Here is a 15107-nt window from a genome sequence, read left to right on the forward strand (position 1 = left end):
ATCCGTGGCAGGAAAGCCGATATGTGACCGGGGTGCGGACTTCACGGGCCGGATGGATGTGACGACGGCTGATATTTTGAAGAATGCGGTCGCCAGCCACCCCTGGAGTTTGCCGTCGATGAAGGTCTACATTTCAGCCACCCAAAAGGACCTGCTGGAATACCGTGCGGCCGTACACGCGGTGGCGCGTCGCCTCGAGATCGAGGACGTCGCCATGGAGGCGTACGGCGCCGACGCCCGTCCACCCCTGGAACGCTGCCTGACCGACGTACGCCGATGTGATCTCTACGTCGGGCTCTTCGCCTGGCGTTACGGTTACCGGCCACCGGGTCAGGAGTCCTCGATCACCGAGCTGGAGTACCGTGAGGCACTCGCCGCCGGCAAGCCGTGCCTGATCTTCCTGGTCGCCGAGGACACGCCCTGGCCGGTCGACATGATCGACCGCAACGGCGACTGGCAGCAGATCGTGGCGTTACGCAACGAGTTGAAGGAACGCCACCTGTGCGCCTTCTTCTCGAGCGTGGACGATCTGTCGGCGAAGGTCACCGTGGCGCTGGCCGACGTGCGCAGCGGCCGGTCACCGGCGCGTGAGCCCGGCGACCCCGACACCCACCTGCCGGAGGCGGTCCGCAGCCAGTACCACAAGCAGCTGCGGCTGCGGTATCAGGCGGTGCCGCTGGACGCCGTCGCGCCCCGGCCCACCATCGGCTACCTCACCGTCGGGTTGTCCAACGTGTTCGTCGAGCCACGGGTGCACGAGGACGCCCGGCCGGAGATGCCGTTGGCCTGGTGGCGTTGGGCGGGCTCCGGGCCGGACGGTGACGCCGGCGCGTTGCCCGGCGTGGTGGACCCGAGGGACGTGGAACGGCTCTGGGAGGAGTACGCGGCCAAGGAGGCGTCGGCGCTGTTCGACGTGGTCTGTGACCCGGCGCGGCGGGCCATCGTGCTGCTCGGCGATCCCGGTTCCGGCAAATCGGCGGCGGCACGTTACCTCGCCCTCACGCTGGCCGGCGTCTGTGACGAGCCCCGGCTGGCGGCGCTGGACCGGTACCTTCCCGTCCTGATCGAGCTGCGATCGTACGCCGCGCATCGCGGGGACGGCCGGTGTGACGGGCTGTTGGACTACGTCGGCCACCGGCACCAGCAGGGGCTGGCCGGGATCGACCGGGACGTGCTTGAGGCGTACCTGCGGCAGGGCGGGCAGGCGCTGTTCCTCTTCGACGGGTTGGACGAGGTGTTCGATCCGGCGCAACGGGAGGAGATGGCCGGGCAGATCGCCACCTTCGCCAACGAGTACCCCGGGGTGCGCACGGTGGTCACCTCCCGGGCGGCCGGCTACCTCCGGCACACCTTCGCCAACGCCGGATTCGACCACTTCACCCTGGAGGATCTCGACGACGAGCGGATCGCGCGTTTCCTCGGCAACTGGTACCAGTACGTGGTGCCGACCCCGTCGGTCGAGGCGGACCGGCAGCGGCGGCAGATCCTCGACGTGGTGCGGCGATCCCGGGCGATGCACGAGATCGCCGGCAATCCGTTGCTGCTGATGCTCATGGCCATCGTCGGTCGGGACCGCCCGCTGCCCCGCAACCGTCGCCGGCTCTACGCGCACGTCACCGACGTGCTGATCTCCGAATGGGACGTGACCAAGCAACTGCGGGAGAGCCACGGCGACGTGCCGCCGTTGGATCCGCAGGCGAAGCTGCGGTTGCTGCGCCACCTGGCCTTCTGGATGCAGTGCCGGGAGTCGGGGCCGGCCGGCAACTACATCGAGGCGGATGAGCTCTCGCGTATCTTCCGGGACCACCTGGTGGAGTTCTACGGTTTCGAGAACGACCGCGCGCACGCCATGGCGTACTCGATGATTGACAAATTGCGCCAGCGCAGCTTCATCCTGGAACGGTACGGGTTGCGCCTGTTCGGGTTCGTGCACCGTACGTTTCTGGAGTTCTTCTGTGCCGAGGAGATCGTGGACAGGTTCGATCATGACCCGGACACCTGGGGGATCGACCAGTTGCGTGCGCTGTTCCGCGATAACTGGGCAGATCCGTCCTGGCGGGAGGTGCTACGGCTGGTCGCCAGCGCGTTGCCCGCCGAGGTCGCCAACGAGCTGGTGACCCTGCTGGCCACCGAGGTCAACCGACCGTGGCCGCCGCTGAACCTGCCCAGCGCACCGTGGAACCTGGTGCTGGCTGCGCAGTGCGTGGCGGAGGCACCGCAGCCGGCCGGTCTGGCCGGTGCCGGCGAGGCGGTGCTCCGCCAGGTCGTGCTGCTGATCGAGCACGGCATCTCAGCCGACGATCCGAACCTCGTCGAGGTCACCGAGCAGGAGCTGCTCTCCTCGATCCGGGCGCTCGGGCCGCACTGGCCCGGCCGGGCCGTCTTCCTGCACTGGTTCCGCCGCCGCGGGGTGCGCACCAGCTGGCGTTCCGGTTCGACCTTCGCCACCCGGTCGGCGGCGGTGCTGTCCACCGCCGATGAGCAACTGGAGGAGTTGCTGGTCCGGGAACTCGGCCAGGGACGCGAACGGCAGGCGCGGATCGCGCTGGTCGCCGGTCTGGCGGAGGCCGCCGGACGGTTGGACGACACCGGCCGCAGCCGCCGCCACTGTCAGGACCTGCTGCTCGCACAGGCCCGGGCGGAAGGCTCGACCGCGGTCCGCCAGGCCGCGGTCCGCGCGTTGGTCGCCAACTTCGGTGCCGCCGGTGACCTGGTCGTGGCGCTGAGCGAACTCGCCGGTTCCGCCGACGCGGCGGTCCGCGCCCTCGCCGTGCAGTCCCTCGGCGGGCGGTCCGAGCTGGCCGAGGAGATTCGACGGTTGCTGCTGACGCGGGCGACCGAGGACCGGGACACCGGCGTACGGCGGGCCGCCGTGACGGTGCTCGCCGCCCGCTGTCTCGACCTGCCAGATGTCACCGAGACGCTGCACCGACTGCTGGCCACCGACACCGACCCCGGCGTGGTGCAGTCCGCGTTGCGTTGCCTGCTCACCCTCCCCGAGCAGAGCGAGACGGCCCGTGGGCGTGCCCTGTCCCGGATCGCCGGTGACTCCCATGACGAGGTGCGACGCTGCCTGGTGTGCGAGCTGCTGCCGGGGCGGGTCGGCGCGGAGGGCACCGAGCTGCTGCTGAAACTGGCCGGTTCGGACGCCTCGGCACGGGTCCGTGCCGTCGCCGTACAGCGACTGGTGCTGGTCAACGACCCGGACGGGCGGTGCCGGGACCGGCTGGTGGACCGGATCGAGCAGGACGAGGACGCGTCGGTGCGGGCGGCGGCGGTGGCGGCGTTGACCGACCGGTACCGGGTCGACGACAGCGGCTGGGCGGTCGCCGCGCAGGCGGCGCGGACGGACGACGACGCGACGGTGCGGCTCGCCGCGGTTCGTGCGCTGGCCGAGGCGTACCCGGATCACCGCACCGGCGAGCTGCTGCTGGAACGGGCCCGCCAGGACCCCACCGCCGGTGTCCGGCTCGCCGCCGTCGACCTGCTCACCGGCCGGCCGCTGCTCGGGCCCGCGACGCAGGAGCTGCTCATCAGCCGGGCGGCCCGGGAACGGGATCCGATCGTCCGGCTCCGCGTCACCCGCAGCCTGGCCCACCTCGGTGAGCCGCTCGACTCGGCGGTGGTGGAGTGCCTCGCCGAGCAGGTCCGCCGGGATCCCGACCCGAACGTGCTGCGGGCGGCCGCGCAGGCGCTGGCCCGCGACGGTGGCAGCGACGGGCTGGTGGAGACGCTGTCGCGGCGGGCACGCCGGGACAGCTACGCCGGCATCCGACTCGCCGCTGTGGAGACCCTCAGCGCGTACGGTGACCCGGACGTGGTGACCGACGTGCTGCTGGAATGCATCGAGTCCGACACCGATCCGGCGGCCTTCGACGCGGCGGTGTGTTGCCTCATCGCGCGAGGTGAGACCGCCATGGCGGTGACGCTGCGGCTGATGCGCCGGCTGGCCGATCGGGATCCGGCGATCCGGGCCCGCATCGCCGCAGCGCTCGGCGAGCACTTCGGCAACGACCCGGAGGTCCGGGTGCTGCTGGTGGGTCTGGTGCGCGACGATCCGGCGCTGGAGGTACGCCGCCGAGCCGCGGAGCAACTCGCGGCCAACCTGGCCGACCGGACGGGGGTACGGGAACTGCTGATGCGGCTGGTCGACGACGAGGACTGGGAGATCCGCCGTACCGCGTTGCTCGCGCTCGCCCGGCACTACGGCGAGGACACCCGGACCAGGCCGCTGCTCGTCCGACTGGCCGGCACGCCCGATCCCACGGTACGGGGGCTCGCCGGTCAGCTGCTGGCCACGCTACCCGGCACCAGCCCCGACGACTTTCCGTGATCGGCCCTCCGGTCGCCGGTGGTCGATGTCGCTGGTCGGGCACGCGGACGGTGTCCCGCGACCGGTCAGGCTACGGCTCGGCATCGGTGGGTGCCACCGCGGCCGGATAGACCCGGGTTTCGGTCGCCTTGACGGCAGCCCAGAGCGTTCGTCCGGGTGCCAGTTGCAGTTGGGCGGCGGCGGCCGGGGTGACGTCGGCCGCCACGGTGACCGGGCCGTCGAGTTGCACCCGCAGGTTGTCGCCGTGGCGCTGTATCCCGTTGATCGTGACCGGCCAGGTGTTGCGGGGGCTGCCGTCGGGGCGATGGGGATGCAGCGCCACGGCCGACGGCGCGAAGGCGACGAAGACGGCACCTACGTGCTGGTCGCCGGTGACGAGGTGGAACCCGTCGGTGAGCCGGACGTGGTGCCCGTCCGCGTACCCCCGGTAGAGGTTGAGACCGACCAGGCGGGCGACGTAGTCGCTGCGTGGCTGGGCGGTGACGGTGGCGACGTCGCCCTCCTGCACCACCTGCCCGTCCTCGATGATGACCAGCCGGTCGGCGAGGACGACGGCGTCGATCGGGTCGTGGGTGACCAGCAGTGTGGCGCCGCGGTGGTTGGCGAGATGGTGGTGGAGTTGGGCGCGGGTGTCGAGCCGGGTCCGGGCGTCGAGGGCGGCGAGTGGCTCGTCGAGCAGCAGCAGTGCCGGTTCGACGGCGAGGGCCCGTGCCAGGGCAACCCGCTGGGCCTGCCCGCCGGACAGCTGCCGGGGCTTGCGCCGGGCGTGGTCGGCGAGCCCGACCCGGGCCAGCCAGTCCGCGGCCCGCTGCCGGGCCCGCTGCCGGTCGAGGCCCTGTCGACGTGGCCCGAACGCGATGTTGTCCAGCGCGGTCAGGTGCGGGAAGAGCAGGTAGTCCTGGAACACGACGCCGATCGGGCGCTGCTCGGTCGGCGTCCAGATCCGCCGGCCGGGATGATCCAGGTGGCGGCCGGCGAGGCGGAGGTGCCCGTCGGTGAGCGGGAGCAGGCCGGCGAAAGCCCGCAGCGCGGTGGTCTTGCCGGCACCGTTCGGCCCGAGGAGTGCGACGACCTCGCCGGGGCGGATGGTCAGCGGCAGGTCGAGTCGGAAGGTGCCACGGTCCACGACGAGGTGGGCGTCGAGCACCGCGCGTCCGGGTGGTGGATCGCCCGGCGGGCTCGGATGGACGCCGGGGGAGTTCGGATCGGTGGTCACGAGTTGCCGAGCCATCGGTCGCGGAGGCTGGCCAGGATCACCACCGAGACGGTGAGCAGGACGAGACTGAGCACGATCGCCGCCTCCAGGTCGGTTTCGAGGGCGAGGTACACCGCGAGCGGCATGGTCTGGGTACGGCCGGGGAAGTTGCCGGCGAAGGTGATGGTGGCGCCGAACTCGCCGAGCGCCCGGGCCCAGCACAGCACCGCTCCGGCGGCGATGCCCGGGGCGACCAACGGGAGCGTGACGTGGGTGAAGGTGGTCCACCGGCCCGCGCCGAGGGTCGCCGCCGCCTCCTCGTACCGGACGTCCGCGCCGCGCAGCGCGCCCTCGACGGCGATCACCAGGAAGGGCATTGCGACGAAGGCCTCGGCGAGCACCACACCGGTCGTGGTGAACGGCAGGGTGAACCCGAAGGTGCTGTCGAGCCAGCCGCCGAGGATGCCCCGCCGGCCGAAGACGAGCAGCAGAGCCACGCCACCGACCACCGGCGGCAGCACCAGCGGCACGGTGATCAGGGCACGCACGAGGCGGCGGCCCGGGAAGTCGATGCGGGCGAGCAGCCAGGCCAGGGGCACCCCGAGGACGAGGCAGAGCAGCGTGGCGAGGGTGGCCGCCTGTACGGACAGCCGCAGCGCGGTGAGCACCCCCGGCTCGGTCAGGCGCTGTGGGAGGGTGCTCCACGGCGTACGGACCAGCAGACCTGCCAGCGGAAGCACCAGGAAGAGCAGGCCGAGGGCGGCGGGCAGCAGCAACGCGACGGGTACCCGACCGGTGCGCCTGGCTCGTGGAGGTGGCGTGGACCGGGCGGGCGCGACGGTCACCTGGTCAGGCCGGGGCATCTGCTACGGAGCCTGGAATCCGGCGGCGGCGAGGACGGCCTGGCCCGGCCCGGAGAGCACCTGCTCGACGAACGCCCGGGCGGCCGGCTGATTCGGGGCGTTCTTCAGCACGACGATCGGATAGTCGTTTATCGCCCCGGCCGATTCGGGGAACTCGATGCCATCCACGTCCTCGTCGGCGGCCCGTACGTCGGAGCGATACACAAGTGCCGCGTCGACCTCGCCCAGCCGTACCTTGGACAGGGCCGCCTTGACGTCCTGTTCCATCGTGACCGGGGTGAGTTTCGTCCCGGCGGCGGCCAGGACCTTCGCCGCCGCCGCGCCACAGGGGACCTGTTCGGCACAGAGCGCGACCTTGACGCCCGGCTGGGTCAGGTCGGCCAGGCCGTTCACCCCGCCCGGGTTGCCGTCCGGTACCGCGATCACGAGCTGGTTGCGGACGAGGATGCGCGGGTTGCCGTCGCCGTTGCCGGCGTCGATGACGGTCGTCATGTTCGCGGGAGAGGCGGAGGCGAAGACGTCCGCCGGGGCACCCTGGTTAATCTGGTTCGCGAGGGCGGAGCTGCCGGCGAAGCTGAAGGTGACCCGTACGCCGGGATTCGCCGTCTCGAAGTCCTCGCCGATCCGGGTGAACGACTCGGTGAGCGACGCGGCGGCGAACACCGTGACGTCACCGGTCAAGGCACCGCCCGGCGGTCGCGGGTCGGTGGTCCCGCCACTGCCGCAGCCGGCCAGCGCGACCGTCGTCATCGCGGCGGCTAACAGGGCCAGGCGTCGGGCCGTCACGAGCCGCTACTCCGGTCCGCGTTGGTCGGCGGTCGCTCCACGACGACGGTGGTCGACTTGATCACCGCGATCGCCACCGAACCGACCGACAGTCCCAGGTCGTCGACGGCCTCGCGGCTCATCAGCGACACCACCCGGAACGGGCCGGCCTGAATGTCCACCTGGGCCATCACGGCGTCCTTGAGCACGGCGGTGACGATCCCCCGGAGCCGGTTACGGGCCGAGGACTCGTCGGCCCGATCGACCGGGTCGTCGGACCGCGCCCGGACGAAGGCGGCCAGATCGACGCCGTGGACCAGTCGATGTCCCTGCTCGTCGCGGGTGGCGGCGAGACGACCGGCATCCACCCAGCGCCGCACCGTGTCCGCGCTGACCCCCAGCAGCTCGGCCGCCTCGCTCATGCGGAACATCGTCACGGCGCTCACCCTACGCCATGCAGCTACGAGCCTGGGGATAGGGAAGCCATCGAATCTGCGGGCCGCGCGCCGCCTTTCAAATTGCAGCTGCGGTTCGTCGAGGTCGTCGGCGCTCGTCAGTGGTGGTCGCAGCGGTGGTGGAACAGCACCGGATGCAGCCGGTCCAGGAGGTCCTGCTGACCGTCGAGCGGCGGGGTGAAGCAGAGCCGGTAACAGGCGGTCGCGTCGCCGTCGGGAACGGAGACGAGCAGCCCGTACCGGTCGAGCCGCAGCGGGCACGGCAGGCAGTCGGCCGGCAGGTCGACACCCGAGGCGACCAGCTGCCGCCGCAGGAACGGGTAGAGCTGCGGGCCGTGATGGTCGACCAGATCGACCAGGAACGGGCGTTCCATCGCTGCCACCGGATCCGGGTCGGCACTGCGATAGTCGGCGAGACCGATCGGGAGTTCGTCGTGCCGGCCAACCGACGAGCCGTCGGTGACCGGGCCATCCAGCCAGCCGGAGGTCGCGGGCGCAGGCGGCCGGCGGGCCTCGTGCGGTTCGGCCCGCCGGGGGAGCAGCGTGACGCGGCTCGGTACGACCTCGACGATGACGGTGTGGTGGCCGACGTCGAGCAGGTCGGGATCGGGCAGGGTGACGGCGATCGAGTCGGCGGCGGTCCGGGCCGCGTTTCCACCGAGCGGGGTTGCCCGACCGCTCACCCGGACCTGGCCCCAACCGGGCGAGAACGGCAGCGGTGGTTCGTCGGCGATCTGCACGCACACGTCGTGGGGCCCGGTGGCGAGCGGGTCGCCACGGTGACAGAGCAGCAGGACGCGGCCGTCGTCGTCGGCGCCGTGCCGTACTCCCGTGACCGGGGAAAGGTCTTCCGCCACGACTGTGGCCGGGGTGGTGCTGCTGACCAGAGTACGGGCCAGTTCTGCTCGGCTGGGCTGCATGGAGGCTCCGTTCGTGAAGGTGGGTCGGGGCGGCGGCGGTGCGCTACCGGTGGGAGGTGACGCAGGCCCGGCAGGACGGGTGGGCGCCGATCAGACCGGCCAGGTGTGCGACCGCGTCCCGGAGCCCGTCGGCCGGGCTGACGAAGGCGATCCGCGCGTCCCGATGGTGTGTCGGCAGCTCCAGGCGCAGCACGATCCCGTACCGGTCGAGTCGTAGTGGGTGGACGGATCGGGCGTCGACGCCGAGGCCGGCGGCGGCCTGCCGGCCCAGGCGTCGCACCGCGTCCGGATGCCGGTGCAGGTGGCGCAGCAGTTCCGCCTCGTGCGCGGCGAGTGGATCGGGACGTGCGCCGGCCAGTGTGTCCGGATCCACGCTGGCGTCGCCGTCGGGGTCGATGAGATCGGCGCTGGCCAGGTCGAGCCGGGCGGTCACCTCGCCGCCGTCGAGTTCGTCGAGGGTGAGCCAGCCGGACAGGGTGGCGCGGGCGCGGACCCGATCGCGTACGGGAAGCGGCACGAGATCGGTCAGTTCGATCTGTGCGGGTGTCTCGCCCAGGTCGAGCAACTGCCGGGCCACCTCGGTCCGGGCGGGCAGGGCGAGTCGCAGCCGCCCGTCGGCGGCGACGGTGTGCCGACCGACCAGATTCGCGCGGTGCGTGGGGGTACGCAGGGTCAGTGACCCGGTGCCGGCGAGCAGCGTACGCAGCCGTTCCGCCGGGGTGCTGGTCGTCACCGCCGGGAGTACCTTGCCCAACGTTGCCACCTCCGTTTAGGTTAGCCTAACCTTACTAGAGAGGTGATGATGAACCAGTCCCGCCCTAAGATCAAGCGCTCCCGCCGGCTCGGCATCCCGCTGACGCCCAAGTGCGTGCGCTACTTCGAGCGACGGCCGTACCCGCCGGGAGTCCACGGTCGCTCGCGGACCAAGGAGAGCGACTACAAGGTCCGCCTGCTGGAGAAGCAGCGTCTGAAGGCCCAGTACGACCTTCGGGAACGTCAGCTCCGGCGGGCGTTCGACCGGGCGGTGCGTCGCCCGGGCAAGACCGGCGAGGAGCTGGTGATCGACCTGGAGAGCCGTCTCGACGCGCTCGTCCTGCGGGCCGGCTTCGCCCGCACCATCTACCAGGCCCGCCAGGCTGTCAGCCATGGGCATGTGAACGTCAACGGCCGGCGGGTCGACCGGCCGTCCGCCCGACTGAGCCCCGGTGACGTGCTCGCGGTACGCGAGGGCAGCCGCGCCAAGACGCCCTTCGTCGTCGCCGCGGCCGGCACCCACGCCCCGCAGCGCCCGGCCGCGTACCTCGACGTCGACCTGTCCGGGTTGACCGCGCGGCTGGCCCGACTGCCGCACCGCGCCGAGGTGCCGGTCCGCTGCGACGAGCAACTGGTCGTGGAGTACTACTCGCGCTGAACCCTGCACCGCCGCCCGGCCGGCTCCCCGCCTTCAGTGGAGGCGGAGCCGTCCGGGTTCGGTGACCGGTCCCTTCTGGACCCACCTGCGCCGGGTTGGCGGCGGCGCTGTTTCACGAATATTTCGGATCGATCTCGACCAAGGTATTGACGATCTATGTTAGCGCTAACAGCATAGAGGCTCCCGTACCACTCGCGTCTGGAGCCCCGCCATGCAGGTGTCTGCCGGCCCTCCTGCCCCACGCCCGCCACGACGAATCCCACTGGTCACGGCCGGCGTGCTGCTCTGCGCCGCCGCGATCTCCCCAGGCGGCGTGGCGCACGCGGCCGACGAGTGGGCCCCACCGTCGTCGTACACCTCGACCGACCGCGGGGACGGCACCTACAGTGTGCCGCTGCTGCGCTCCGACGTGCCGGACATCAGCGTGGAACGGGTGCCGGCGGCCGAGAACGACGAGGGTCGCGACGTCTACTACATGATCAGCACCACGATGCACCTCAGCCCGGGTGCGCCGATCATGAAGTCCTACGACCTCGTGAACTGGGAGATCGTCAACTACGTGTTCAACCGGGCGAGCGTCGGCGACTCGTTCTCGTTACGCAACGGGCAGAACTCGTACGGGCAGGGCCAGTGGGCCTCGTCCCTGCGCCACCACGACGGCGTCTTCTACGTCGCGTTCAACACCAACAACCTCGGCGGCGCGTACATCTACCGCACCGACGACATCGAGAACGGGGCGTGGCAGCGCACGGCGCTGGGCCGGGGCCTGCACGATCCCTCGCTCTTCTTCGACCTCGACGGCACGCCGTACATCTTCTACGGTTCCGGCGGGACCAGCGCGGTACGGCTCAACGCCGACCTGACCGAGATCACCGCGGACTACCCGAACATCTTCACCGCGGGCGACTACGCCGGTCAGCCGTTCATCGGCGGGTTGTTCGAGGGGGCCCAGTTCTACCACATCGACGGTTGGTACTACGCGGTCATCATCACCTGGCCCTCCGGCCAGGGCCGGCAGGTCGTCATGTTCCGCTCCCGCGAACTGCTCGGCCGCTACACCTCGACCGGCGGCGTGAACACCTACGAGGCGCGCGGCGTGCTCAACTCCAACGGATTCGCGCAGGGCAGCCTGGTGCCGATCACCCGCGACGGCGGGACGACGGACTGGTACGGCATGTTCTTCCGGGACACCTTCCCGATCGGCCGCATCCCGGCGCTCATCCCCGCCACCTGGTCAGACGGCTGGCCGACCTTCGGGGCCAACGGGGTCGTGGCGGTGGACGGCACCTTCGCCAAACCGATCCGGCTCAGCCCCGCCGAGGAACTGTTCGCCCGGCAGCAGAGCATCGTGGTCTCCGACGACTTCGCCAACGACGCGTCGCACAAGCCCTACCTGGACGAAGAGTGGACGCCGCCGCCGGGAAGCGCGGAGGAGATCGCGCCGAACGGGTCGCGGCTGGACCTGGCGTGGCAATGGAACCACGCCCCGGACAACCGGTTCTGGTCGCTGACCGACCGCGCCGGATGGCTGCGACTCACCGCCGGCAAGGTCGTCACCGGCGACTACGTCTACACCAAGCTCGCCAACCGCGCCGAGCTGGCCTGGTTCGAGGAGGCCCGCAACACCCTGTCGCAGCGGACGTTCGGACCACGGCAGTCGGTGGAAACCAGAATGGACATCTCCGGGATGAAGGACGGCGACGTCGCCGGTCTGGCCGCCTACAACCGCGGTTTCTCGTACGTCGCGGTCAAGCGGACCGGTGGCGTCAACACCATCGGCGTGGTGAACCGGGGCCAACCGTTCGCGGTCGACCTGGACCAGGCGACGCTGGAGAACTTCCTGCCGGGCAGCACAGTGCCGCTGGGCGACGCCACCGAGGTGCACCTGAAGGCGGACCTCGACTTCGCCTCGCCCACCGGTCAGCTCTGGACGACCTTCCACTACAGCCTCGACGGGCGTCAGTGGTCCCAACTGGGCAGCCGGGTCGGCCCGCAGACGCTGGACGGCAGTCTCGCCCACTTCATGGGGCACCGGGTCGGCCTGTTCAACTACGCGACCCAGCAGACCGGCGGGCACGTCGACTTCGACCACTTCCTGCTCAGCGACACGCTGACAGCCCAGGGCCGACCACTGGACACCAGCCGGCTGGACGCCGCCATCGCGTACGCCGGGTCGCTGAACGAGGCCGACCATCCCGCCGACGCCTGGGCCGTCATGCTCGCCCGGCTGGCCGAGGCGCAGGCGGCGCGGGCCGACGGGTTCGGCACCCAGAACCAGATCGACGCCCCCGAGCGGGCGCTGACCTACCAGCTCGCCCGGCTCGGCGTACTCCGGGCCGACCGGGTCGAGGTGCCGGTGACCGTGAACGCGCAGGCGCGCTGCGTCGGTGGCAGCGCGTACGTGGCCGTGCAGGCCCGTAACGACCATGACGCGCCGGTCGACATCGTGCTGGAGACCGCGTACGGCCAGCGGTCGGTCCCGGACGTCGCGCCCGGCGCCCACGCCTACCAGCAGTTCAACACCCGTGCCCCGGCGGTGTCCGCCGGCACCGTGACCGTCCGGGTCACCGGGTCGGTCGACGGACGCACGGTGACCACCGTGCGTACCGCGAACCACCCGGCTGCGGACTGCTGACCCGCCCCGTCCCGACGACCAGGACGGCTGGACCGGCACGGGCCGGCCGTCGGCGCCGAACCCCCGGATCCACCGCAGTGATCAAGGAGGATGTCAGTGACACATCGCGTGCGAAGGGCGGCCCTACGTCGGGCCGCCGCTGTCGTCACGGTCGGGCTCATGCTGGCCACCGCGCTCGTCGCCGGGTCGCCGGCCCAGGCGGACGAGACCGATCTTGTCGTGAACGGCGGATTCGAGGACGGTCTCACCGGCTGGTTCGTCAACAACGGCAACGCGACCGACAGCGCCACCCTGTCGCTCACCGCGGACGCCCACGCTGGCTCGAACGCCGTGCTCGTCACCAACCGGGCGACCACCGGGTCCGGCCCGATGCAGGATCTCAGCGGCCGGGTGCAGGCCGGGCAGAGCTACACGCTGACCGCCCGGATCAAGTACGAGAACCCGAACGGACCGGCGACGAAGCAGTTCTTCGCCACGATGCACTACGGCGCGGCGACCTACACCAACCTGGTCAGCGTCGTCGCCACCAAGGGCCAGTGGGCGGAGTTCACCGGAACCTTCACCATCCCGGCCGATCAGAACGTCTCGACCGCCCGGCTGTTCTTCGAGACGCCGTGGACGAGCACGCCGTCGTCGGACCCCGAGGTGCACCTGATGGACTTCAAGCTGGACGGCGTGTCGGTGGTCGGCGCCGCGCCGCCGCCCGCGCCGTCGAAGACGATTGAGGTCGTCGGCAAGCTGCCCGGCGAGCACAACCCGTTGATCGGGCACAAGTTCGGCGCCGACGGCTTCGGCTTCGTGCACGACGGCCGGGTCTACCTGTACCTGACCAACGACACCCAGGGGTACGCACCCGACCCGGCCACCGGGGTCTCGCCGGGCATCAACTACGGCGACATCAACCAGATCACCGTGATTTCCACGACGGACATGGTCAACTGGACCGACCACGGCGAGATCCAGGTCGCGGGCCCGAACGGGGTGGCACCCTTCACCGCCAACTCCTGGGCCCCAGGGATGGCCAAGAAGGTGGTCGACGGTGAGGAGAAGTTCTTCCTCTACTACGCCAACAACGGTAGTTCGAGCAACGTGATCACGGGTGCCTCGCCGGTCGGTCCGTGGACCAGCGAGCGGACGAGCACGCTCATCGACGGCCGCACGCCCGGTGCCGAGGACGTCGCCTGGAAGTTCGACCCCGCGCCGCTTGTGGACTCCGACGGCGAGGCGTACCTCTACTTCGGTGGGGGCCCGGCGTCGACAAGCATGCCGCCGGCCGAGCGCTTCAACAACCCGAAGAACCTGCGGGTCATCGAGCTCGGCGACGACATGGTGTCGACCGAGGGTACGGCGGCGGTGGTGGACGCCCCAGTGGCCTTCGAGGCGGCCCAGGTCTTCAAGCGCGACGGCAAGTACTACCTCTCGTACTCGTCGCACTTCGGCGGCAACGACTTCGGCGGCAACCAGACTCCGCTGCCCGGCTATCCCGGCGGCGGCCAGATCGGCTACATGATCTCCGACGACCCGATGGAGTGGCCGAAGGAGACCTATGCGGGTGTGCTGTTCCCGAACCAGTCCCAGTTCTTCGGCACCGGCACCGGCGGCAACAACCACCAGTCCGTCTTCGAGTACGAGGGCAGGCACTACTTCACGTACCACGCCCCGACGTTGAACAAGCGCATCAACGGCAACACCACCCAGGGGTACCGCAGCCCGCACATCCAGGAGCTGACCTTCAACGAGGACGGGACGATCCAGCAGGTGGTGGGCACCTACGCCGGTGTCGACCAGGTCCGCGACTTCGACCCGTACCGGGTGTTCGAGGCGGAGACCTTCGGCTGGAGCAAGGGTGTCGCGACCGCCAAGGTCGACGGAGGGTCCGCGCAGTTCGGCGACGCGGCACCGAACCTGGTCGTGCGTGACATCGACAATGGCGACTGGACGGCGTTGTCGTCGGTGGACTTCGGTGACGGTGCCCGCAGCGTGACGGCGAAGGTACGGCCGCTCGTCAGCGGCGGATCGATCCAGATTCGACTGGGCGAGGTCACCGCACCGGTGGTCGCGACCATCCCGGTCGACGCGCCCCTCGGCGAGTGGACGGAAATGACCGCCGAACTCGACGGTGTCGCGGGCGTGCACGACGTGTACTTCACCTACGCCGGGCCGGAGGGCGCCGACCTCTTCGAACTGGACACCTGGGCCTTCGAGAACGGAGCGGGGGTGCCGGTGACGGTCAGTGCCCAGGCACGGTGCGTGGGTGGTAACGCGTACGTGGCGGTGCAGGCGCGCAACGATCACGACACGCCGGTGAACGTGGTGCTGGAGACGGCGTACGGGCAGCGGTCGGTGACCGGCGTGGCTCCCGGCGCCAACGCGTACCAGCAGTTCAACGCGCGGACGCCGACGGTTCCGGCCGGGGTGGCGACCGTCCGGGTCACCGCCGACGGTGTCGAGGGCACCACCGTACGCACCGCCGAGTATCCCGCTGCCGACTGCGGCGCCTGACCTGCACTCCATCCACACACGACAACGG

Annotated in this window: 10 protein-coding genes; 4 read left to right on the forward strand and 6 right to left on the reverse strand. The window is 70.8% G+C overall.

Annotated elements, in window-relative coordinates:
- Nucleotides 1-118 precede the first annotated feature (118 nt).
- Nucleotides 119-4333, forward strand: coding sequence for a HEAT repeat domain-containing protein (locus Vse01_RS00205; RefSeq protein ID WP_170863317.1), 4215 nt, complete (start codon nt 119-121; stop codon nt 4331-4333).
- A gap of 70 nt (nt 4334-4403) precedes the next feature.
- Here the strand turns inward: Vse01_RS00205 and Vse01_RS00210 are convergent, their stop codons facing one another.
- From Vse01_RS00210 to Vse01_RS00235, 6 genes are all read right to left on the reverse strand, one after another.
- Complete coding sequence (locus Vse01_RS00210) at nt 4404-5564, reverse strand: ABC transporter ATP-binding protein (RefSeq protein WP_093402105.1); 1161 nt, start codon at nt 5562-5564, stop codon at nt 4404-4406.
- Complete coding sequence (locus Vse01_RS00215) at nt 5546-6391, reverse strand: ABC transporter permease (RefSeq protein ID WP_093402106.1); 846 nt, start codon at nt 6389-6391, stop codon at nt 5546-5548. Before Vse01_RS00215 ends, Vse01_RS00210 begins: the two co-directional genes overlap by 19 nt.
- Before the next feature lie 3 nt (nt 6392-6394).
- Complete coding sequence (gene modA / locus Vse01_RS00220) at nt 6395-7141, reverse strand: molybdate ABC transporter substrate-binding protein (protein WP_170863336.1); 747 nt, start codon at nt 7139-7141, stop codon at nt 6395-6397.
- 32 nt (nt 7142-7173) lie between these two features.
- A complete protein-coding gene (locus Vse01_RS00225) occupies nt 7174-7593 on the reverse strand; it encodes a TOBE domain-containing protein (protein WP_093402439.1) in 420 nt (139 codons plus the stop codon).
- 116 nt (nt 7594-7709) lie between these two features.
- Complete coding sequence (locus Vse01_RS00230) at nt 7710-8531, reverse strand: type 2 periplasmic-binding domain-containing protein (RefSeq protein ID WP_093402108.1); 822 nt, start codon at nt 8529-8531, stop codon at nt 7710-7712.
- A gap of 43 nt (nt 8532-8574) precedes the next feature.
- The gene (locus Vse01_RS00235) at nt 8575-9285 is read right to left on the reverse strand and encodes a DUF2470 domain-containing protein (protein ID WP_232511065.1); all 711 of its coding nucleotides are present in this window, start codon (nt 9283-9285) and stop codon (nt 8575-8577) included.
- Nucleotides 9286-9333: 48 nt separating this feature from the next.
- Between Vse01_RS00235 and rpsD the strand changes: the two genes are divergently transcribed.
- From rpsD to Vse01_RS00250, 3 genes are all read left to right on the forward strand, one after another.
- Nucleotides 9334-9942 (forward strand): 30S ribosomal protein S4, encoded by a 609-nt coding sequence (gene rpsD / locus Vse01_RS00240; protein WP_093402440.1) that lies wholly within the window; start codon nt 9334-9336, stop codon nt 9940-9942.
- Between the two features lie 211 nt (nt 9943-10153).
- Nucleotides 10154-12577, forward strand: coding sequence for a glycoside hydrolase family 43 protein (locus tag Vse01_RS00245; RefSeq protein ID WP_093402110.1), 2424 nt, complete (start codon nt 10154-10156; stop codon nt 12575-12577).
- 90 nt (nt 12578-12667) lie between these two features.
- Nucleotides 12668-15079 carry a family 43 glycosylhydrolase gene (locus Vse01_RS00250; protein ID WP_373870599.1) on the forward strand — a complete coding sequence of 804 codons (2412 nt, stop codon included), beginning with the start codon at nt 12668-12670 and terminating at the stop codon, nt 15077-15079.
- The last annotated feature ends 28 nt before the right edge of the window (nt 15080-15107 follow it).

Source organism: Micromonospora sediminimaris (genome assembly GCF_016863575.1).
GTDB classification, from domain to species: Bacteria; Actinomycetota; Actinomycetes; order Mycobacteriales; family Micromonosporaceae; genus Micromonospora; species Micromonospora sediminimaris.

Bases quoted from the DNA above. Each gene is read 5' to 3' on its own strand.
- Vse01_RS00205 (WP_170863317.1), top strand. From the start codon at position 119: ATGAAGGTCTACATTTCAGCCACCCAAAAGGACCTGCTGGAATACCGT.
- Vse01_RS00210 (WP_093402105.1), bottom strand. From the start codon at position 5,564: ATGGCTCGGCAACTCGTGACCACCGATCCGAACTCCCCCGGCGTCCAT.
- Vse01_RS00215 (WP_093402106.1), bottom strand. From the start codon at position 6,391: ATGCCCCGGCCTGACCAGGTGACCGTCGCGCCCGCCCGGTCCACGCCA.
- modA (WP_170863336.1), bottom strand. From the start codon at position 7,141: ATGACGACGGTCGCGCTGGCCGGCTGCGGCAGTGGCGGGACCACCGAC.
- Vse01_RS00230 (WP_093402108.1), bottom strand. From the start codon at position 8,531: ATGCAGCCCAGCCGAGCAGAACTGGCCCGTACTCTGGTCAGCAGCACC.
- rpsD (WP_093402440.1), top strand. From the start codon at position 9,334: ATGAACCAGTCCCGCCCTAAGATCAAGCGCTCCCGCCGGCTCGGCATC.
- Vse01_RS00245 (WP_093402110.1), top strand. From the start codon at position 10,154: ATGCAGGTGTCTGCCGGCCCTCCTGCCCCACGCCCGCCACGACGAATC.
- Vse01_RS00250 (WP_373870599.1), top strand. From the start codon at position 12,668: ATGTCAGTGACACATCGCGTGCGAAGGGCGGCCCTACGTCGGGCCGCC.